At 69.5% G+C, this 19,519-nt stretch carries 13 protein-coding genes; 1 reads left to right on the forward strand and 12 read right to left on the reverse strand.

Translation table 11 applies throughout. From position 1 onward, the window contains the following. The first annotated feature begins 12 nt into the window (after positions 1–12). Positions 13–2,136, forward strand: a complete 2,124-nt coding sequence (locus tag ACIRGB_RS01555; RefSeq protein ID WP_403857460.1) for a prolyl oligopeptidase family serine peptidase — start codon at positions 13–15, stop codon at positions 2,134–2,136. 132 nt (positions 2,137–2,268) lie between these two features. On the opposite strand, the gene ACIRGB_RS01560 is transcribed toward ACIRGB_RS01555, so the two are convergent. The 12 genes from ACIRGB_RS01560 to ACIRGB_RS01615 all read right to left on the reverse strand — a co-directional run bounded on the left by ACIRGB_RS01560 (position 2,269) and on the right by ACIRGB_RS01615 (position 19,497). Further along, complete coding sequence (locus ACIRGB_RS01560; RefSeq protein ID WP_403857463.1) at positions 2,269–3,333, reverse strand: ABC transporter ATP-binding protein; 1,065 nt, start codon at positions 3,331–3,333, stop codon at positions 2,269–2,271. Beyond that, the gene (locus ACIRGB_RS01565) at positions 3,326–4,309 is read right to left on the reverse strand and encodes an ABC transporter ATP-binding protein (RefSeq protein WP_403857466.1); all 984 of its coding nucleotides are present in this window, start codon (positions 4,307–4,309) and stop codon (positions 3,326–3,328) included. Before ACIRGB_RS01565 ends, ACIRGB_RS01560 begins: the two co-directional genes overlap by 8 nt. 8 nt (positions 4,310–4,317) lie before the next feature. Next, positions 4,318–5,298 (reverse strand): ABC transporter permease, encoded by a 981-nt coding sequence (locus ACIRGB_RS01570; RefSeq protein WP_403857469.1) that lies wholly within the window; start codon positions 5,296–5,298, stop codon positions 4,318–4,320. Then, positions 5,291–6,214: an ABC transporter permease gene (locus ACIRGB_RS01575; protein WP_403857472.1), complete on the reverse strand. Its 924-nt coding sequence runs from the start codon at positions 6,212–6,214 to the stop codon at positions 5,291–5,293. Before ACIRGB_RS01575 ends, ACIRGB_RS01570 begins: the two co-directional genes overlap by 8 nt. A gap of 9 nt (positions 6,215–6,223) precedes the next feature. Further along, entirely contained in the window at positions 6,224–7,861 is a 1,638-nt protein-coding gene (locus ACIRGB_RS01580) for an ABC transporter substrate-binding protein (RefSeq protein ID WP_403857475.1), read from the reverse strand. Between the two features lie 202 nt (positions 7,862–8,063). Continuing rightward, on the reverse strand, positions 8,064–9,209 hold the full coding sequence (locus ACIRGB_RS01585; RefSeq protein ID WP_403857478.1) for an ABC transporter ATP-binding protein: 1,146 nt from the start codon (positions 9,207–9,209) through the stop codon (positions 8,064–8,066). A 27-nt stretch (positions 9,210–9,236) separates the two neighbouring features. After that, positions 9,237–10,298 carry an ABC transporter ATP-binding protein gene (locus tag ACIRGB_RS01590; protein ID WP_403857481.1) on the reverse strand — a complete coding sequence of 354 codons (1,062 nt, stop codon included), beginning with the start codon at positions 10,296–10,298 and terminating at the stop codon, positions 9,237–9,239. 10 nt (positions 10,299–10,308) lie between these two features. After that, a complete protein-coding gene (locus ACIRGB_RS01595) occupies positions 10,309–11,286 on the reverse strand; it encodes an ABC transporter permease (protein ID WP_403857484.1) in 978 nt (325 codons plus the stop codon). Between the two features lie 112 nt (positions 11,287–11,398). Continuing rightward, the gene (locus tag ACIRGB_RS01600) at positions 11,399–13,201 is read right to left on the reverse strand and encodes an ABC transporter substrate-binding protein (RefSeq protein ID WP_403857487.1); all 1,803 of its coding nucleotides are present in this window, start codon (positions 13,199–13,201) and stop codon (positions 11,399–11,401) included. A 109-nt stretch (positions 13,202–13,310) separates the two neighbouring features. Then, on the reverse strand, positions 13,311–14,342 hold the full coding sequence (locus ACIRGB_RS01605; protein ID WP_403857490.1) for an ABC transporter permease: 1,032 nt from the start codon (positions 14,340–14,342) through the stop codon (positions 13,311–13,313). A gap of 873 nt (positions 14,343–15,215) precedes the next feature. After that, a complete protein-coding gene (typA, locus tag ACIRGB_RS01610) occupies positions 15,216–17,132 on the reverse strand; it encodes a translational GTPase TypA (protein ID WP_403857493.1) in 1,917 nt (638 codons plus the stop codon). 133 nt (positions 17,133–17,265) lie between these two features. After that, a complete protein-coding gene (locus tag ACIRGB_RS01615) occupies positions 17,266–19,497 on the reverse strand; it encodes an ABC transporter family substrate-binding protein (protein WP_403857496.1) in 2,232 nt (743 codons plus the stop codon). Positions 19,498–19,519: the final 22 nt, after the last annotated feature.

Consider the following 19,519-nt stretch of genomic DNA (forward strand, 5'->3'; position numbering starts at 1 on the left):
TATGGTCAAGGCATGACGACCGAGTCCGACTCCTTCCCCAAACGGCACGCCCGCACCCAGCGGTTCACGCTCGGCGCGCCGCGTTCGTTCACCGTGGCACCCGATGGTTCACGGGTCGCCTTCCTGCGCTCCGGTTCCGGTACGGACCGGGCGAACTCCCTGTGGGTCCTGGACGTCGAGGAGGGCGGGGAGCGCGTCGCCGCCGACCCCCGCGCCCTGCTGGGCGGCACCGAGGAACGCCTCTCGCCCGAGGAACGGGCCCGGCGCGAGCGCAGCCGCGAGGGCGGCGCCGGGATCGTCGGCTACGCCACCGACGCGGCGGTCGAGCTGGCCTCCTTCGCGCTGTCGGGGCGCCTGTTCACGGCCGAGCTGCGGGTCGGCACCGCGCGCGAACTGCCCACCCCCGGGCCGGTGATCGACCCGCGCCCCTCCCCCGACGGCCGGCACGTCGCGTACGTCGCCCGGGGCGCCCTGCGGGTCGTGGGCGCCGAGGGCGACGGGGACAGGGCGCTGGCCGAGGCGGACGGCGAGGGCGTCACGTACGGGCTCGCCGAGTTCGTGGCGGCCGAGGAGATGTCGCGCGGCCGGGGCTTCTGGTGGAGCCCGGAGTCGGACCGGCTGCTGGTGGCGCGGGTGGACGACACGCCGGTGCAGCGCTGGTGGATCTCCGACCCGGCCCACCCCGAACGTGATCCACAACACGTGCCGTACCCGGCGGCGGGCACCGCCAACGCGGACGTGCGGCTGTTCCTCGTCGGTCTCGACGGGGGGCGCACGGAGGTCCTCTGGGACCGGGCGCGGTATCCGTATCTGGCGCGAGTGCACTGGTCAGCGGCGGGTGCGCCGCTGCTTCTCGTACAGGCGCGCGACCAGCGCAGCCAGCTGTACCTGGCGGTGGACACCACCTCGGGGACGACCCGCATGGTGCACGCCGACGAAGATCCAATTTGGCTGGAACTCTTCCCCGGGGTGCCCTGCTGGAGCCCCTCGGGCCGACTCGTGCGGATCGCCGACGAGGGCGGCGCCCGGGTGCTCGCGGTGGGTGAACGGCCGCTCACCGGCGCCCAGTTGCACCTGCGGGCGGTGCTGGACGTCGGGGCCGACGACGTGCTGGTCTCCGCCTCGGCGGGCGAGGAGGCGGCCGAGGCGGAGACCGGCGAGGTGCACGTCTACCGGGTGAGCGAACTCGGTGTGGAGCGCCTCTCGCAGGAGCCCGGCGTGCACTCGGCGGTGCGCGCGGGGGACGTGACCGTGCTCGTCTCCGCCACCCTGGACCGGCCGGGCGCCCGGGTGCGGGTGCTGCGGGACGGGAAGCCTGCGGTGGCCATCGCGTCCTATGCCGAAGACCCCGGTTTGTCCCCGCGCGTGACCCTCACCCAAGGGGGCGCACGGCGTGTCCCGTGCGCCGTGCTTATGCCAACGGACTACCACGGTGACACCCCCCTCCCCGTCCTCCTGGACCCCTACGGGGGACCGCACGGCCAGCGCGTCGTGGCCGCGCACAACGCCCACCTCACCTCGCAGTGGTTCGCCGACCAGGGGTTCGCGGTGGTCGTCGCCGACGGACGGGGTACCCCGGGGCGCTCCCCCGCCTGGGAGAAGGCCGTCAAGGACGACGTGGCCGCCGTCGTGCTCCAGGACCAGGTGGACACGCTGCACGCGCTGGCCGCCGACTTCCCGCTGGACCTGGACCGCGTCGCCATCCGGGGGTGGTCCTTCGGCGGTTATCTGGCCGCCCTCGCGGCGCTGCGCCGGCCGGACGTCTTCCACGCCGCGGTGGTGGGCGCCCCGGTCACCGACCTGCGGCTCTACGACACCCACTACCAGGAGCGCTATCTCGGGGACCCCGGTGAGCAGCCGGACGTCTACCGCCGCAACTCGGTGATCGACGACGCCGGACTGGTCGACGCCGCCGAGCCGCACCGGCCCATGATGGTCATCCACGGCCTCGCGGACGACAACGTGGTGGTCGCCCACTCGCTGCGCCTGTCCTCGGCCCTGCTGGCGGCCGGCCGGCCGCACGAGGTGCTGCCCCTGTCCGGCGTCACGCACATGACCCCGCAGGAGTCGGTCGCCGAGAACCTGCTGCGGCTCCAGGTGGACTTCCTCAAACGGTCGCTGCCCGCCCCGGCGTGACACCCGCCGCGTCACCCGTACGCCAACGCCTTTGACACGCGGGTAACTTCGCCGAAGCGGCCGCGACACACGGCCGCGCCACGCTGATCGGCGTACGGCCGTGCGGGTGCCGTAAGCGGGCCGGGGTCCATGTCACCCCGGCCCGCTGCCGTCGCCCTCTTCCTCGGGCGGCACCACCTGTTTCTCCTCCGCGAAGTGGCAGGCGGAGTCGTGCGCCGCGGGGCCGGAGACCGAGCGGAACTCGGCGGGCACCGCGAGGGCCGGCACCTCCAGGGCGCAGCGTTCCCGCGCTTTCCAGCAGCGGGTGCGGAAGCGGCAGCCGGAGGGGATGTTCGTCGGGGACGGCACGTCGCCGGTCAGGATGATCCGCTCGCGGCGCTCCCGGGCCTCCGGGTCGGGCACCGGCACGGCGGACAGCAGCGCCTGGGTGTAGGGGTGCGTGGGGTGGTCGTAGATCTCCGCGTCCCGGCCCGTCTCCACGATGCGGCCCAGGTACATCACGCCGACCCGGTCCGAGATGTGGCGGACGATCGACAGGTCGTGGGCGATGAAGATGTAGGACAGGTCGAACTCGTCCTGGAGGCGGCCCATCAGGTTGATCACCTGGGCCTGCACGGACACGTCGAGGGCCGAGACCGGTTCGTCGGCGACGATGATCTCCGGGCGCAGCGCCAGGCCCCGCGCGATGCCGATGCGCTGGCGCTGGCCGCCGGAGAACTGGTGGGGGTAGCGGTTGATGTACTCCGGGTTCAGGCCGACCACGTCCAGCAGGTCCTGGACCCGCTTCCGGCGGTCGCCCTTCGGGGCCACTTCCGGGTGGATGTCGTACGCCTCGCCGATGATGTCGCCCACCGTCATGCGGGGGTTGAGGGAGGTGTAGGGGTCCTGGAAGACCATCTGGATGTTGCGGCGCACGGACTTCAGCGCCTTCCCGGACAGCCGGGTGATGTCCTCGCCCTTGTAGCGGATCTCCCCCGCCGTCGGCTTCTCCAGGTTGACCAGCATCTTGGCGACCGTGGACTTGCCGCAGCCGGACTCGCCGACGATGCCGAGGGTCTCGCCGCGGGCCAGGTCGAAGTCCACGCCGTCGACGGCCTTGACCGCGCCGACCTGCTTCTTGAAGAGGATGCCGGAGGTCAGCGGGTAGTGCTTGACCAGGCCGCGGACGGCGAGGATCGGCTCGGTGGTCTCAGCCATGCAGGCACTCCCTCCAGAAGTGGCAGGCGCTGCCCCGCTCGGCGTCGGACTCCGTGACGTCGTAGAGGGGAGGGACGTCGGTGCGGCAGACGTCCTGGGCCATCGGGCAGCGGGGGTGGAAGGCGCAGCCGGGCGGGATGCGGGTGAGGTTGGGCGGCAGGCCCTTGATCGCGTAGAGCTCCTGGCCCTTCTGGTCCAGGCGCGGGATCGACTCCAGCAGGCCGCGGGTGTAGGGGTGGGCCGGGGCCTTGTAGATGTCGTGGACGGGCGCCGTCTCGACGATCCGGCCCGCGTACATGACCGCGATCTTGTCGGCGACGTCGGCGACCACGCCGAGGTCGTGGGTGATGAGGATCAGGCCCATGTGCAGCTCGCGCTGGAGTTCCGCGAGCAGGTCCATGACCTGGGCCTGGACGGTGACGTCCAGGGCGGTGGTCGGTTCGTCGGCGATGATCAGCTTGGGTTCCAGGGCCATCGCCATCGCGATCATGATGCGCTGGCGCATGCCGCCGGAGAACTGGTGCGGGTACTGCTTCACCCGCTCCCTGGCGGCCGGGATGCGGACCCGGTCCATCAGCTCGATCGCCTTGGCGTGGGCGTCCTTGCGGGACATGCCGCGGTGCACGGTGAACATCTCGGCGAGCTGGGCGCCGACGGTCAGGACCGGGTTCAGCGAGGACAGGGCGTCCTGGAAGATCATCGCCATCTCGGCGCCGCGGACCCTGCGGCGTTCCTCCTCCTTCAGTTTCAGCAGGTCCCGGCCCTCGAAGAGGACCTCCCCCGCGGTGATCCGGCCCGGCGGGACGTCGAGGATGCCCATGACGGTCTGGGCGGTGACCGACTTGCCGGAGCCGGACTCGCCGAGCACCGCGAGGGTCTCGCCCGCGTCCACGCCGTAGCTGACGCCGTTGACGGCCCGGGCGACGCCGTCGCGGGTGTGGAACTCCACGTGCAGGTCGCGCACTTCGAGCAGCATGCGGCGGCTCACCTCAGCTTCGGGTCGAGGGCGTCGCGCACCGCGTCGCCGAGCATGATGAACGCGAGGACGGTGACGGCGAGCGCTCCGGAGGGCCACAGCAGCGCGTGCGGGGCGTTGCGGACGTAGGGGGCGGCGGCGGAGATGTCGATGCCCCAGGAGACGCTGGGCGGCTTCAGGCCGACGCCGAGGAAGGACAGGGTCGCCTCCAGGGAGATGTAGGTGCCGAGCGCGATGGTCGCCACGACGATGACCGGCGCGACCGCGTTGGGCGCGATGTGGCGCAGCAGCAGCCGGGAGTTGGAGGCGCCCAGCGCCCGCGCCGCCTGCACGTAGTCGTTCTGCTTGGCGGTGATGACGGAGCCGCGGGCGATGCGGGAGATCTGCGGCCAGCCGAGCAGCACGATGAAGCCGATGACCGGCCAGACCGTGTTGCTGGTGATGACGGAGAGCAGCACGAGTCCGCCCAGGACGACCGGGATCGCGAAGAAGATGTCGGTGATCCGGGACAGGACCGCGTCCCCGCCGCCGCCGAAGAACCCGGCGAGGCCGCCGAGGACGCTGCCGAGGATCGCGACCCCGAGGGTGGCGAGGATGCCGACCGCGACCGAGGTGCGGGCGCCGTAGACGGTACGGGTGTAGACGTCGCAGCCCTGGCCGTTGAAGCCGAAGGGGTGGCCGGGCTGGGAGCCCTCCTGGGCCTTGGCCAGGTCGCACTTGAGCGGGCTGCCGGAGGCGATCAGCGAGGGCCAGATGGAGATGACGATCAGAAAGAGGATCACCAGGGCCGAGATGAGGAAGACGGGGTTGCGGCGCAGGTCGTGCCAGGCGTCGGACCACAGGCTGCGGGGCTTGTCCCGCGGGTCCGCCCCGTCCGGGCCCGGCGGCTGCTCCAGCGTGACCGCCTCGCTGGTGCCGAGGTCCATCGTGCCGCCCATGCCGGTGCCGGCGATGGCGCGTTCGGGCTCGTAGGGCTCCTGATCAGACATAGCGGATCCTCGGGTCGAGTACGGCGTACAGGAGGTCGACGACGAGGTTGGCGACGAGGAAGACGAGGACCAGGACGGTGACGAAGCCGACCACGGTCTGGGTGTTCTGGCGCAGGATGCCCTGGTAGAGCTGGTAGCCGACGCCGTGGATGTTGAAGATCCGCTCGGTGACGATGGCGCCGCCCATCAGGGCGCCGATGTCGGTGCCGATGAAGGTGACGACGGGGATCAGGGAGTTGCGCAGCAGGTGCCGGGTGATGACCCGGTGCCGGGGCAGGCCCTTGGCGATCGCGGTGCGGACGTAGTCGGAGCGCCGGTTCTCGGCGATGGAGGTGCGGGTCAGCCGGGTGACGTAGGCCAGCGAGACCGAGGCGAGGACCAGGCCGGGGACGATCAGCTCGCCGAAGGCCGCCTCGGAGGAGACGGCCGGGTCGATCCAGCCCCACTTGACACCGAGCAGCAGCTGGAGCAGCAGGCCGGTGACGAAGGTGGGCACGGAGATGACGACGAGGGTCAGCAGCAGCACCCCGGTGTCGACGGGGCGGCCGCGGCGCAGGCCGGTGACCACGCCGAGGACGATGCCGACGACGATCTCGAAGAGGATCGCGACGAGGGTGAGCCGGATGGTGACCGGGAACGCCGTGCCCATCAGCTCGGTGACCGGCTGGCCGTTGAACGCGGTGCCGAAGTCGCCGGTGAAGACGTTGCCCATGTAGGTGGCGTACTGCCGCCACACGGGCTGGTCGAGGCCGAACTCGTGCCGCAGCTGCGCGGCCGTCGCCGGGTCGCACTCCCGGTCGCCGCACAGGCCCGCGATGGGGTCGCCCATCACGTTGACCATCAGGAAGATCAGCAGCGTGGCCCCGATGAAGACCGGGATCATCTGGAGCAGCCGCCGGACGACATAGCGTCCCATGGCGCCTCCTCAGCCGACCTTGATCTCGTTGTAGACCGGGACGCTGAACGGGTTGAGCTGCACGCCCGAGAGCCGGTCCGAGTAGCCGGCGCTGCCGTTCTGGTACCAGAGCGGGATGGCGGCCATGTTGTCGCGGACGACCTCCTCGGCCTGCTGGAAGGTCTTGACGGCCTCGGCGGTGTCGGTCTGGCCGTTGGCCTTGTCGACGAGCCCGTCGAACTCCTTGTCGGACCACTTGCCGTCGTTGGAGGAGGCGTTGGTGTAGTAGAGCGGCTGGAGGAAGTTCTGGATGAGCGGGTAGTCCATCTGCCAGCCGGCCCGGAAGGGGCCGCTCATCTTCTTGCCGGTGATCTGGTTGCGGAAGTCGGCGAAGGTGCCGACCGGGTTGCCGGCGCAGGCGCGGTCGTTGTCCAGGGCGTTGTTGATGGAGTTGCAGACCGCGTCGACCCACTGCTTGTGGGAGCCGGTGTCCGCGTTGTACGTGATCTTGACCTGGCCGCCGGGGAGTCCGCCGCCCTCCTTGATCAGCTTCTTGGCCCGGTCGGCGTCGTACTCGCAGGCGTCCCCGCACAGGCCCGGCTTGTAACCGCCGTCCTCGCCGAGGACCGGTGAGGTCCAGTCGGTGGCCGGGGTGCGGGTCTTCTGGAAGATCGTGTCGGTGATCTGCTTGCGGTCGATCGCCATGGACAGGCCGGTGCGGACCTTGTCGGAGCCGGACTTGTTCCAGGCGTCGTCGTAGAACGGGAAGGCGAGGGTCTGGATGATGCCGGCCGGGGTGTTGATGTACCGGTCGCCGAGGTCGTTCTTGACGTTCTTGAGCTGGGCGGCCGGGACGTCGTCGACGAGGTCGAGGTTGCCCGCGATCAGGTCGGTGTAGGCGGTGTTGTTGTCGGTGTAGACCTTGAGGTCCACGCCGCCGTTCTGCGCCTTGTCCGGGCCGGGGTAGTCGTCCCAGGTGCGCAGGGACATCTGGGAGCCGCGGGCGTAGTTGTCGACCTGGTAGGGGCCGTTGCCGACCGGCTTCTTCAGCCAGCCGTCGTGGTCGTCGAAGAACGCCTTGGGCAGCGGCGCGAAGGCCGGGTAGCCGAGGGTGTCGGGGAACGTCGAGAACTTCTGGCTGAGCTTGACGGTGAAGGTGCGCTCTCCGGTCACCTTCAGCCCGGAGAGCGTGTCGGCGCTCTGCTTGCCACCGTCCTCGGGGTGCACCTTGTCGTAGCCGTCGATGTACGCGAAGAAGTAGGCGTTGCGCTGGTTGTTCTTGAGGCTCGCGCCGTAGTTCCAGGCGTCCACGAAGGACTGGGCGGTGACCTTCTCGCCGTTGGAGAAGGTCCAGCCGTCCTTGACGGTGACGGTGAAGTTCCGCGAGTCGGAGGTGTCGATCTTCTCGGCGAGCATGTCCTTGGCCTCGCCGGTCTTCGGGTCGTACTTCTTCAGGCCCCGGAAGATCATGTCGAGGACCTTGCCGCCCTGCACCTCGTTGGTGTTGGCCGGCTCCAGCGGGTTCTGGGGGTCGCCCCAGGAGGAGCTGAGCACGCCGCCGCCGTCCCCGCCGCTGCCCCCGTCCCCGCCCCCGCCGCCGCAGGCCGTCGCCGCGAGGGCTACCGCCGCCGCGCCTGCGGCCCATTTGGCGTGCGTGGCTCCGCGCATGGAGTGCCTCCTCGTGCCCTGACTCGTCCGCTGGTCCGTTCCGGTCCAGCCTCGGGGGACGTGCCCGGGGGCGCACACCCGTCCGGTCCGTACGGGTTGCCGGTGTCCTCCGGACGGGTGCAGGAGGTACGGGGGCACGCGAAAGGGCGGCGGCGGGAGTCCTCCTCCCGCCGCCGCCCTTTCGGCCGCCTCCGCGTGCCGGTCAGGCCTTGGAGACCGCGGCGCCGCCGTCGGCGTCGTCCTCCAGCGCCTTCAGGCCCGGGTCCATGACGATGTCCTCGGCCCTGGCCTCCGTCGAGCCCTCCTCCGGGAAGTGGCAGGCCGTCAGGTGGCCCTCACGGTTCCCGGAGAGCTGCACGAGCGGCGGCTCCTCGGTGGCGCACTTGTCCTGCGCCTTCCAGCACCGGGTGCGGAACCGGCAGCCGGAGGGCGGCGAGATCGGCGAGGGCACGTCGCCCTCGAGCCGGATGCGCTCCTTCTTCTCGGCGTCGAGGTCGACCTCCGGCACCGCGGACAGCAGGGCGTGCGTGTACGGGTGGCGGGGGCGGTTGTAGAGCGAGTCGCGGTCCGCGATCTCCACGATCTTGCCCAGGTACATCACCGCGATGCGCTGCGAGAAGTGCCGCACGATCGCCAGGTCGTGGGCGATGAAGACGAACGCGATCCCCATCTCCCGCTGCACCTCCTGCAGCAGGTTCACCACCTGGGCCTGGATCGACACGTCGAGGGCCGAGACGGGCTCGTCGGCGACGATCAGCTTCGGCTCCAGGGCGACGGCGCGCGCCACCCCGATGCGCTGGCGCTGGCCGCCGGAGAACTCGTGCGGGAAGCGGTTGTAGTGCTCCGGGTTGAGACCGACGATCTCCAGGAGTTCCCGGACGCGCTTCTCCCGGCCGCCGGGCGGGTTGATCCCGTTGATCTCCATCGGGCCCGAGATGATCGTGCCGACGGTCTGCCGCGGGTTCAGCGACGCGTACGGGTCCTGGAAGATCATCTGGATCTCGGACCTGATCGGCGCCAGCTGTCGCCGGTTGGCGCGGCTGATGTCCTGGCCCTTGTACTCGATGGTCCCGTGGGTGGGCTCGTACAGGCGGGTCAGCAGCCGGCCGGTGGTCGACTTGCCGCAGCCGGACTCGCCGACGAGGCCGAGGCTCTCGCCCGGGTAGACCTCGAAGTCGACGCCGTCGACCGCCTTGACGTGGCCGACGGTGCGCTTGATCGGGAAGCCGCCCTTGATCGGGAAGTGCTTCGCCAGCCCGCTGACCTTGAGAAGCGGCGTGCTGTCGCCGTCGCGCTGCTGCGGGAAGCCGTCGGCCACCGCTGTGTTCGTCTTGCTGTTGTCGCTCATGGTGATGCCCCAGTCGCCGGTTTCCGCTCAGCCCAGCCGGGGCTGAATCTTCTCGATGAACACCTGCTGCCGCTGGTCCCTCGTCAGGTGGCAGGCGGCGGCGCGTCCCCCCGGCAGCACCGGACGGTCCGCCGAGCAGCGGTTTCCGGAGACCAGGTCGGTGAAGCGGCACCGCGGGTGGAACGCGCACCCGGAGGGCGGGTTGAGCAGCGAGGGCGGCGACCCCGGGATCGGCAGCAGCGGCTCGTCGACGTCGGAGGTGAGGTTCGGCATCGAGCCCAGCAGGCCCCAGGTGTACGGGTGCTGCGGGGACTTGAGCACCTCGCGCACCGTGCCGCGCTCGACGGCCCGGCCCGCGTACATGACCATGATGTCGTCGGCCATGTTGCCGACCACGCCCAGGTCGTGGGTGATCATGATGATCGCGGAGCCGAACTCCTGCTGGAGGTCCTTGAGCAGGTCGAGGATCTGGGCCTGGACGGTCACGTCGAGCGCCGTGGTGGGCTCGTCCGCGATGAGCAGGTCCGGGTCGCAGGAGAGGGCCATCGCGATCATGGCGCGCTGGCGCATACCGCCGGAGAACTGGTGCGGGTAGTCGTCGACCCGCTGCTGCGGGTGCGGGATGCCGACCTTCTGCAGCAGGTCGATGGCGCGCACCCGGGCGTCCTTCTTGGACGCGCCGTTGTGCTTCATGAACGGCTCCGCGATCTGCCGGCCGACCGTGTAGTACGGCGACAGCGCGGTCAGCGCGTCCTGGAAGATCATCGCCATCTTCTTGCCGCGCAGCCTCTCCATCTGCTTCTCGCTGGCGTCGGTCAGCTCCTGGCCGTCCAGCGTGATCGATCCCTCGATCGCGGTCCTGCGGCGGTCGTGCAGGCCGAGGACGGCCAGGTTGGTCACCGACTTGCCGGAGCCGGACTCGCCCACGATGCCGAGGGTCTTGCCCCGCTCCAGGTCGAAGGAGAGCCCGTCCACCGCCTTGACGACGCCGCCCTCGGTGGAGAAGTGGACCTTGAGGTCGCGCACCGAGAGAAACGCGTCCCCCGCGGCGGCGGCCGGGGCCTCTTCGGGCTTGGTCTGAGTGGTCACGGTGGTTCTCCTAGGACAGGCGCACGCGCGGGTCGATGACGGCGTACAGGGCGTCCACGATCAGGTTGAAGACGATGATGAGTGCGGCACTGACCAGCATGACGCCCATCAGCATCGGCAGGTCCTTGTCAGTGACGGACTTCAGTGCGAGCCGGCCGATCCCGGCCAGGCCGAACGTCATCTCGGTCACCATGCCGCCGCCCATGAGGGCGGACAGGTCGATGCCGAGGATGGTCACGATGGGGACGAGCGAGCCGCGCCAGGCGTAGCGGAAGAAGGTGTAGTTGCCCGACATGCCCTTGGCGCGGGCCGCCCTCACATGTTCTTCCTGAAGCTGCTCGATCATCGAGGAGCGGCTCATCCGGGTGTAGTTGGCGGTGAAGATGGTCGCCATCACGATCCAGGGGATCAGCAGACCGGCGAACCAGCCGGCGACGTCCTCGGAGATCGGCACGTACTTCGGCTTCTCGAGCCAGCCGGTGCTGTAGACGAGCGCCAGCACCACGAGCGGGCCGAGGAAGTAGATCTGAAGGGAGCTGACGACCAGCGAGCCGGAGCTGAAGACCTTGTCGATCCAGGTGCCGCGGTTCTTGGCGGCGAGCAGGCCGGCACCGAGACCGAGGAAGAGGAAGACGACCAGCGAGCCGACGGTCAGCGAGATGGTCACCGGGAAGCGGTCCAGGATCGTGTCCCAGACGTTCTGGTTGTTGGCGAAGGAGACGCCGAAGCAGGGAGCGCTGCAGTGGCCGACGGCGAAGTCACGGCCGGCGAAGATGCCGACCAGGAAGTTCCAGTACTGCACCGGGACCGGCTTGTCGAGGCCCAGGTTCTGGTGAATGATCGCCAGCGCGTCCGGAGTGCAGTTCTTGCCACAGGCCAGCATGGCCGGGTCCTGCGGGATCGCGAAGAACATGAAGAAGGTGAAGGCACTGATCAACACCAGGATCAGCGCTGCGCCGAAGGTCCGGCGAATCAGGAATTGAAGCATGGCAGACAGCTGCTCTCAGGACTGCGGCAGTCGGATGGGGAGGTCTGGAGGGGATCAGGGCCCGGTGGGGGCGCTCCGCCGCGCGCCCCCACCGGTTTCCCGACCGAGCGGACTACTTCTTGAGGAAGATCCGGGTCACGTCCACGTAGCTCGAGTCCGAGCTGTAGCGGATGCCGCCGATGTTCGAACCGAAGATCTGGAAGACCTTGGTGTAGTAGATCGGGGCGGCCGGGTTGACTTCCTTGGAGATGTACTCGCTCAGCTCGGCCCAGGCCTTGGTGGCCTCCGCCGTGTCCGTGATCGTCTCGATGCGCTTGATCTCGGAGTTCACGTGCTTGTCGTTGATGTGCGAGTAGTTCGACGCGCCGTCCTGGATCTGCGTGCCGTCGTACGACGGCGGGATGACCGTGGAGGCGGACGGCCAGTCCTGGCCCCAGCCGGTCATGTACAGGTCGTAGCCGTTCTTGACCTTGCCGACCTGCTCGTACCAGGTGGCGGAGTCGATCTCCTTCTTCTGGATGTCCAGACCGATCTTCTCCAGGGCGTCGGCGATCAGGACGGCCTGCTTCTGGCGGGTCGGCGTGTTGCCGTAGGCGTAGACGAGGCTCTTGCCCTCGAAGCCACCCTCCTTGATCAGCTTCTTGGCGGCCGCGATGTCACCGTTGGGCTTCTTCAGCCGGTTGAACGGGTCGAACTTGTCGTTGTAGCCCGGGGTCGTGGGCGACATCAGCGAGTTGGCGACCTCACCGCCGTAGGCACCGCCGTCGGCCTTGAAGACCGAGTCGGAGGGCAGCGCCAGGGTGATCGCGTCACGGAGCTTCTTGTCCTTGATGCGGTCCATGTTGAAGTTCAGCTGCCACACGTAGGGGGCGTAGCCCTGGATCGTGCGGTTCTTCATCGCGTCCTTGTCGCCCACCACCTTCTGGAGCTGCGTGGTGGCGACCTGGCCCGTGAACATCATGGCGTTCTTGGCCTGGCCCTGGTCGGCGAGGAGGGTCTTGGTCTGGTCCTCGTCGTCGTGGTTCATCTCGATGTTGAAACCGTCCACGTACTGGTGGCGCACCGAGTCGGACTTGGGGTCCCACTGGGTGTTCTTGACCAGCTTCATGGACTTGCCCGGCTTGAAGTCGGAGATCTTGTACGGGCCGACGGCGACGGGCGCGTTGTCGTACTTCTCCTTGGTGTCCGTCTCCTCCGGCACGACGCTGTAACCGGGCATGGTCAGCATCTGCGGGAGGTCGGGACGCGCCTTCTTGAAGTGCATGACGATCGTCTTGTCGTCCGGCGTCTCCAGGACGGAGTCGGGCAGGTGCTTGCCCTTGTCCGGGCCCGCGTAGGCGTCGCGGTAGGTGGTGCCGTCACCGGACAGCCACTGCTGGAGGTAGGTCGGGCCGTCGGTGATGTAGCTGGCGTACAGGCGCTCGATCGTGTGCCGGATGTCCGCCGAGTTGATCGGGTTGCCGTTCGCGTCCTTCAGGTTGTCCTTGAGGGTGTACGTCCAGGTCTTGCCGCCGTCGGACGCCTTGCCCGCGTCGGTGGCGAGGTCGCCCACGACGGTCAGGTTGCCGTTCTCGTCCTCGTCGTACTGGGTCAGACCGCGGAAGATGAGGCGGCTGAGCAGCTTGCCGTCCGAGACGTAGATCTGGCCCGGGTCCAGGTGGGAGAAGTCCGCCTCCTGGTACACGGTCGCGACGCCGCCCGGCTTGGCGCCGGGGACCTCGGGGGCCGGGCCGGTGGACGCCTGCGCGTCACCGATCTGCACCGGCTTCGACTGCGACTTGGCGTCTTCCTTCTTCTTGCTGTTGTCCTTGGAGGAGCTGCCGCCGTCGCCGCCGCCGCAGGCGGTGAGGGTGAGGGCGCCGGCTGCGACCGCGACTATGGCGGCCGTGGCGGTGCGGTTGCGGAGAATGCTCATAGGGACGAATCCACCTGCCTGTGAGTAGTGAGCACTGCTGGTACGTGGCCGGGGCCGGGCTGAGCGGCACCGAACCGGCCGGGCGAGGATGTGGGGGGTCCCCCTGGCCTCAGCGGTTTCCCTTGGGATCGAAGGCGTCCCGGACCGAGTCACCGAGGAGGTTGAAGGCCACCATGAAGACCACCATGGCGACGCCGGGGAAGAGCATGTAGTACGGGTCCTGCTCGACGATGTCCGCGCCGATGGCGAACATCCGCCCCCAGTCCGGCGTGGGCTCGACGTACCCCACGCCCACGAAGGACAGGAACGCGATGCTGAGGATGGTGCTCGGCAGCGTGAGCGTCGCCTGTACCAGCGTCGGAGTGACGATGTTGGGCAGCAGTTCCTTGCGGAGGATGCGCCAGGGCGAGGCCCCGGAAATGCGGGCCGCCTCGATGAACTCCCGGTCGCGCAGGGACATCGTGGCGCCCCGGACGATGCGGGCCATGCTCATCCAGCCCAGGAAGGACAGCACGATGATGATCGCGGAGGCGCGCACATAGGTGGGCGTCTCCTTGTCCGGGGCGACGAACACCGTGGTGATGACGGGCATCGCGGCGACGAAGAAGAGCTGGCTGGGCAGCGCCATGAAGAAGTCGGTGATCCGGCCGAGCCAGTAGTCGATCTTCCCGCCGAAGTAGCCGCCGGCCAGGCCGATCAGGACGCCGAGCACCGTCATGATGAGGGTCGCCGCCAGCGCGGTGGCCATCGAGTTGCGCATGCCGTACAGCAGCTGGGTGAACACGTCGCGGCCCAGGCCCGGTTCGATGCCGAACCAGAAGTCGCCGTCGATGCCGCCGAAGGGCGCGGCGGGCATGGTGAACATGTCCAGGAGGTCGGGGTTCTCCTGCCCGTAGAGGGTATACGGGTCCTTGCCGTAGACCTTCGAGATCAGGGGCGCCGCCGCGGCGATCACGAAGAAGAACAGGACGATGCAGCCAGAGATCACACCGGCCCGGTCGCGCTTGAAGCGCGCCCACATCAACTGGCCGGGCTTGCGCCCTTCCGGCTCCTTGGGCTTCGGGGCGTCGCCCTGCGGCGCGCTCTCTTTGTCCAAGACGGAAGAGGCTTCAGCACCCTCAATCTCGATTGGACTCGTCATGATTCGTCCATTTCACAGGTAGGAGGTCGTCGGGAGTGCACGCGGCCGACGGCCTTCGCACGGCGTACGTCTTCCGCAGCGCGCGAGGGGAACAAAGACGGAGGGGCGGCACGGCCCCGGGAGAACCCTGGCTCGCGGTCGGCGGCTACCGACCGACGGCGCACGACGTCAAGGAAGTTCGCGACGCCGGGCCGCTGCCGCGTCAACCGTGACGGCACTGAACGCACCCGCGGGGCCTACACCTGCCATCGGGGACGACACGACCCATATGGCGCTTGTGGCACCTCGCATGGGTTCCTCCTCATGAATCCGCTGGTTCACCGCAAAGAGGAGCTTGCGACACATTCCGGCCACCGGCCGGTGATGAGATCGCCTGGCACCCTCACGCTCGCGAGCCTGCGCCCCGTCAGCGCGTGACCCGTTTATCCGAGCTCTACGCGCCTAACTATCTGCCATCTTCCGGGGAACGAACCACAGGTTCGAGGTCTCGGTTCGATCACAGATAGGGGCCAGATCTTTCAAAATCCGGACAAAGGGTTTGGTGCGAGATCGCTGCGAAACGGACTTGTTACACATCTAACGGTAGTGACTGTCCGTATAACGGACGTCCGCGCGGCAGAAATTGATTGCGCGTAACGTGCGGTGGGTGCAAGCTGACCCGCAGGTATGTCCCGCGCCCGGCACGTCCGTCGGCGCCGGCCGCCGGGTCCCGTGCTTCCGCGCAGGTTAGTGCGGGACTGACCGCCCTGCCCCGCCCCGCCGGGAAATCGAGGGTTATCCCTACGCCTGCGCCCCGCCCGCGTCGGCATCACGCCAAACGGCACCGGACACCACGTGAGCCGTGGTGTCCGGTGCCGTTCGGCGTGCGGTGGGTCAGCCGTGCTTGGCGCGGCTGGCGGCGCGGGCGCGCTCGCGGGCGTCCAGGTTCACCTTGCGGATGCGGACGGCCTCCGGGGTCACCTCGACGCACTCGTCGTCGCGGCAGAACTCCAGGGACTGCTCCAGCGACAGCTTGCGCGGCGGCACGATCGCCTCGAAGGAGTCGGCCGAGGAGGAGCGCATGTTGGTGAGCTTCTTCTCCTTGGTGATGTTCACGTCCATGTCGTCGGCGCGGGAGTTCTCGCCGACGATCATGCCCTCGTACACCTCGGTGCCGGGGTCCGTGAAGAGCACGCCGCGCTCCTGGAGGTTGGTCATCGCGAACGCGGTGACGGCACCGGAGCGGTCGGCGACCAGCGAGCCGTTGTTACGGGTCGTCAGGGTGCCGAACCAGGGCTCGTGGCCCTCGTGGATGGAGTGGGCGATGCCGGTGCCGCGGGTCTGGGTGAGGAACTCCGTCCGGAATCCGATCAGGCCGCGCGAGGGCACCACGAACTCCATGCGGACCCAGCCGGAGCCGTGGTTGGACATGTTGTCCATCCGGCCCTTGCGCACACCCATGAGCTGCGTGACGGCGCCCATGTGCTCCTCGGGCACGTCGATCGTCATCCGCTCGACGGGCTCGTACGTCTTGCCGTCGACCTCCTTGGTGACGACCTGCGGCTTGCCGATGGTCAGCTCGAAGCCCTCGCGGCGCATCTGCTCGACCAGGATGGCCAGCGCCAGCTCGCCGCGGCCCTGCACCTCCCAGGCGTCCGGGCGCTCGGTGTCCAGGACGCGCAGCGAGACGTTGCCGATCAGCTCGCGGTCCAGGCGGTCCTTGACCTGGCGGGCGGTGACCTTGCGGTCCTTGACGACCGCCTTGTTGTCCGCGCCCTTGCCGGTGGCGCCGCGGCCGACCAGCGGGGAGGTGTTGGTGCCGATGGTCATGGAGATCGCGGGCTCGTCCACCGTGATCAGCGGCAGCGGGACCGGGTTCTCCACGTCGGCCAGGGTCTCGCCGATCATGATGTTCGGGATGCCGGCGACCGCGCAGATGTCACCGGGGCCGGCCTTCTCGGCGGGCTTGCGGGTGAGCGCCTCGGTCATCATCAGCTCGGAGATCCGCACGTTCTGCACGGAGCCGTCGCGCTTCATCCAGGCGACGGTCTGGCCCTTCTTCAGCTCGCCCTGGTGGACGCGCAGCAGCGCGATGCGGCCGAGGAAGTTGTCGGCGTCCAGGTTGGTCACGTGCGCCTGGAGCGGGGCGTCCTCGTCGTAGGTCGGCGCCGGGATGTAGTCCAGGATCGTCGAGAAGAACGGCTCCAGGCTGGTGGAGTCGGAGGGGACCGTGCCGTCCTCGGGCTTGGTGAGGGAGGCGACGCCGTCCCGGCCGCAGGCGTAGACGATCGGGAACTCGATCTGCTCCTCGTCGGCGTCCAGGTCGAGGAAGAGGTCGTAGGTCTCGTTGACCACCTCGTCGATCCGGGCGTCCGGGCGGTCCGTCTTGTTGATGCACAGGATGATCGGCAGCCGCTGGCTGAGCGCCTTGCGCAGCACGAAGCGGGTCTGCGGCAGCGGGCCCTCGGAGGCGTCCACGAGCAGCACGACACCGTCGACCATCGACAGACCGCGCTCGACCTCGCCGCCGAAGTCGGCGTGGCCGGGGGTGTCGATGATGTTGATGGTGATGACGTCGCCGCCATCCTTCGGGTGGTACTTCACCGCCGTGTTCTTCGCCAGGATCGTGATGCCCTTCTCACGCTCCAGGTCGTTCGAGTCCATCATGCGGTCGTCGACGCCTTCGAGCTGGTGCGCGGCGAAGGCGCCGGCCTGCTTGAGCATTCCGTCGACGATGGTGGTCTTGCCGTGGTCGACGTGGGCGACGATGGCGACGTTGCGGATGTCGTGACGCGTTGTAGACGCGGCCATAAGTGGCTTACTCCCGGAGGGTGTGAGGACGGCCGTCGCGGACGTCCGTGTCACGCGGGCCTGCCGGGCGGTACATGCCACGGCCTCACCCAATGGTACGGGGCCCCGGGGACTGCGGCTTGCCAGGAGGGTTTCAGGACGAGGGCGAGGCCGAGGACGGGGCGGAGGGCCCAGAGCCCCGGGCGCCCTTCTTGAGGAAGCCCATGTCCTCGTAGACCGGCGTCTCGAAGCCGAAGGCTCCCGCGTTGGCGAGGTTCTCGCGGGCCGCCACCAGCTGGGGGCGCTGGTAGAGGGGGACGGAGCCGGCCGCCGCCCAGATCCGCGAGTCGGCCTTGCGCAGCAGGTCCCGGGCCTCCTTCTGGTCCAGGGTGGCCATGGCCCGGTCGAAGAGCTGGTCGACCTGGTCGGTGCCGACCCGGGTGTAGTTCTGCGCGACGTTCAGGGAACCGTCGGCGGCCGGGACGGGCTTGGCGTAGATGGGGCGGGCGTCGGTGGCGGGGAAGGCGGAGGCGGGCCAGGAGTAGAGCGCCAGGTCGTACTCGCCGGCCGCGATGTGGTCCTTGAAGTAGCTCTCGTCCGGCACCTTGGTGACCTCGGTGCCGATGCCGATCTCCGTCAGCATGTCCGTGACGCGGTCGGCCACGGTGCGCAGGGTCTCGGAGCCGGGGCCGGAGGGGAGCACGAAGCGGAGGGTGAGCGCCTTGCCGTCCTTGGCGAGCGGGGCCGCCGCCGGGCCCGCCGGGGCCGCGGTGCCCTTGGGGGCGTAGGCGCCGGGCGCGCCGCCCTGCGCGGTGTTCCTGCCGCCGCTGTGCTTCTCGCCGCTCTCCTGGTCGGCGCCGTCGTCGTTCTTCTCGTCCTCGCCGACGATGTACGTGCCGTCGTCGTCGCCCTCGGACTGCTGCTCGTCCTTCTTATCCTTCTTGTCCTTCTTGTCCTTCTTGTCCTTCTCGGCGCCGGCCGCCTCCTCGCCGTCCTTCTTCTTCACGGGGCCGCCGGGGACCCATCCGGCGTCCGCGAGCAGGGCCCGGGCCTCCTTGGCGTTCTGCTCGCCGAGCGCGCCGCTGCCGTCGGCGTAGGCGGGCTGGCCGGACAGGGCGAGGTGGCTGCCCACGGGCTCGGCGGGCAGGCCGAGCGGCTTGAGCACCGCCTCGGCCAGCTTCCCGCGGTCCAGGGCGCGGGCCACGGCCCTGCGGACGCGCTCGTCGGCGAGGGGGCCGTCGGAGCCGTTGAGGGCGAGCTGGGTGTAGGCGGGCTCCAGCGACTTGCGGACCTCGAAGCCGCTGAGGGCCTGCTGGCGGCGCCGGGCCTTCGCCTCGGCCTCGCTCCGCTCCTCGCGGGCGAGGACCTCCTCCTCGGCGGCCTCCTCGTCGGAGCCATTGGCGACGGCCCAGGAGCGCAGCGCCTCGGCCGCGGACCCGCCCTGCGGGCCGGGGGCCGGGGCGGCCCCGGGGCCCATGAGCGGGGTGCGGGTGGCGGGCTCCCGGGGCCCGGCGGCCAGGCTGACCTCGTCGGCGGTCTCCGGGTCGATCTCGGCCAGGTCGAGCTTGCCGGCGACCAGTGCGGAGACCCGCTCGTCGCGGGGGACGGCGCGCAGCACGATCTGGTCCAGCTTCGCCGGCTCGCCCCACCAGCGCGGGTTGCCGGTGAGGACGACCCGCTCGCCCTTGGTGTCGACCTTCTTGACCGCGAAGGGTCCCGCGGTGACCTTGAGCGTCCGCCGGGCGCCGTCGTTGAAGGCGTCGGGGGTGCCCGTGACGTCCTTCGGGTACAGGGGCGTGAACAGGGCCTTCCAGTCGGCGTAGGGCCGGCTGAAGGTGACCTTGACCTCCAGGTCGTTCGCCCCGCGCTCGATCTTCTCGATGCGGTCGTAGCCGGCGTTGCGGGCGGTCCAGTAGGCGCTGTCCTTGCCGGACAGGGCGCGCCACTGGGCGGCGAAGTCGGCGGCGCCGATCTCCCGGCCGTCGCTCCAGACGGCCTGCTGGTTCAGCTTGTAGACGACGACCTGCTTGGGCTCGGTGTCGACGACCTCGGCCGACTCCAGGTAGTCGGGGTCGCGCACCGGGCTGCCGGTCTCGTCCACGCGGTACATCGAGGGCAGCACGGCCTGCGCGACGCGGGTCGTGGTGGCGTCGGCGTCCGACTGGAAGGCGTTCAGCGTGTCCGGTACGGAGTCCACGGCCCAGCGCAGGGTGCCGCCGTCGGAGATCCGGGCACGGGCCGCGGCGGCGACGTCCTGCTCGGCGAGCGGCTTGCCCGACCGGTCCTCGGAGGTGCAGCCGGCCAGCGCGGGGACCGTGAGGACCCCCGCGGTGAGGAAGGCGACCGAACGCATGACCGCGCGCGGTCCGACGCCGACGTGGGACATCTCTGCTACCTCCGGAAGGCCG

Source organism: Streptomyces sp. NPDC102490 (assembly GCF_044765285.1).
GTDB lineage: Bacteria > Actinomycetota > Actinomycetes > Streptomycetales > Streptomycetaceae > Streptomyces.

Coding starts and splice junctions, on each gene's coding strand:
- ACIRGB_RS01555 (WP_403857460.1), top strand. CDS start 13: ATGACGACCGAGTCCGACTCCTTCCCCAAACGGCACGCCCGCACCCAG.
- ACIRGB_RS01560 (WP_403857463.1), bottom strand. CDS start 3,333: ATGGCTGAGACCACCGAGCCGATCCTCGCCGTCCGCGGCCTGGTCAAG.
- ACIRGB_RS01565 (WP_403857466.1), bottom strand. CDS start 4,309: ATGCTGCTCGAAGTGCGCGACCTGCACGTGGAGTTCCACACCCGCGAC.
- ACIRGB_RS01570 (WP_403857469.1), bottom strand. CDS start 5,298: ATGTCTGATCAGGAGCCCTACGAGCCCGAACGCGCCATCGCCGGCACC.
- ACIRGB_RS01575 (WP_403857472.1), bottom strand. CDS start 6,214: ATGGGACGCTATGTCGTCCGGCGGCTGCTCCAGATGATCCCGGTCTTC.
- ACIRGB_RS01580 (WP_403857475.1), bottom strand. CDS start 7,861: ATGCGCGGAGCCACGCACGCCAAATGGGCCGCAGGCGCGGCGGCGGTA.
- ACIRGB_RS01585 (WP_403857478.1), bottom strand. CDS start 9,209: ATGAGCGACAACAGCAAGACGAACACAGCGGTGGCCGACGGCTTCCCG.
- ACIRGB_RS01595 (WP_403857484.1), bottom strand. CDS start 11,286: ATGCTTCAATTCCTGATTCGCCGGACCTTCGGCGCAGCGCTGATCCTG.
- ACIRGB_RS01600 (WP_403857487.1), bottom strand. CDS start 13,201: ATGAGCATTCTCCGCAACCGCACCGCCACGGCCGCCATAGTCGCGGTC.
- ACIRGB_RS01605 (WP_403857490.1), bottom strand. CDS start 14,342: ATGACGAGTCCAATCGAGATTGAGGGTGCTGAAGCCTCTTCCGTCTTG.
- typA (WP_403857493.1), bottom strand. CDS start 17,132: ATGGCCGCGTCTACAACGCGTCACGACATCCGCAACGTCGCCATCGTC.
- ACIRGB_RS01615 (WP_403857496.1), bottom strand. CDS start 19,497: ATGTCCCACGTCGGCGTCGGACCGCGCGCGGTCATGCGTTCGGTCGCC.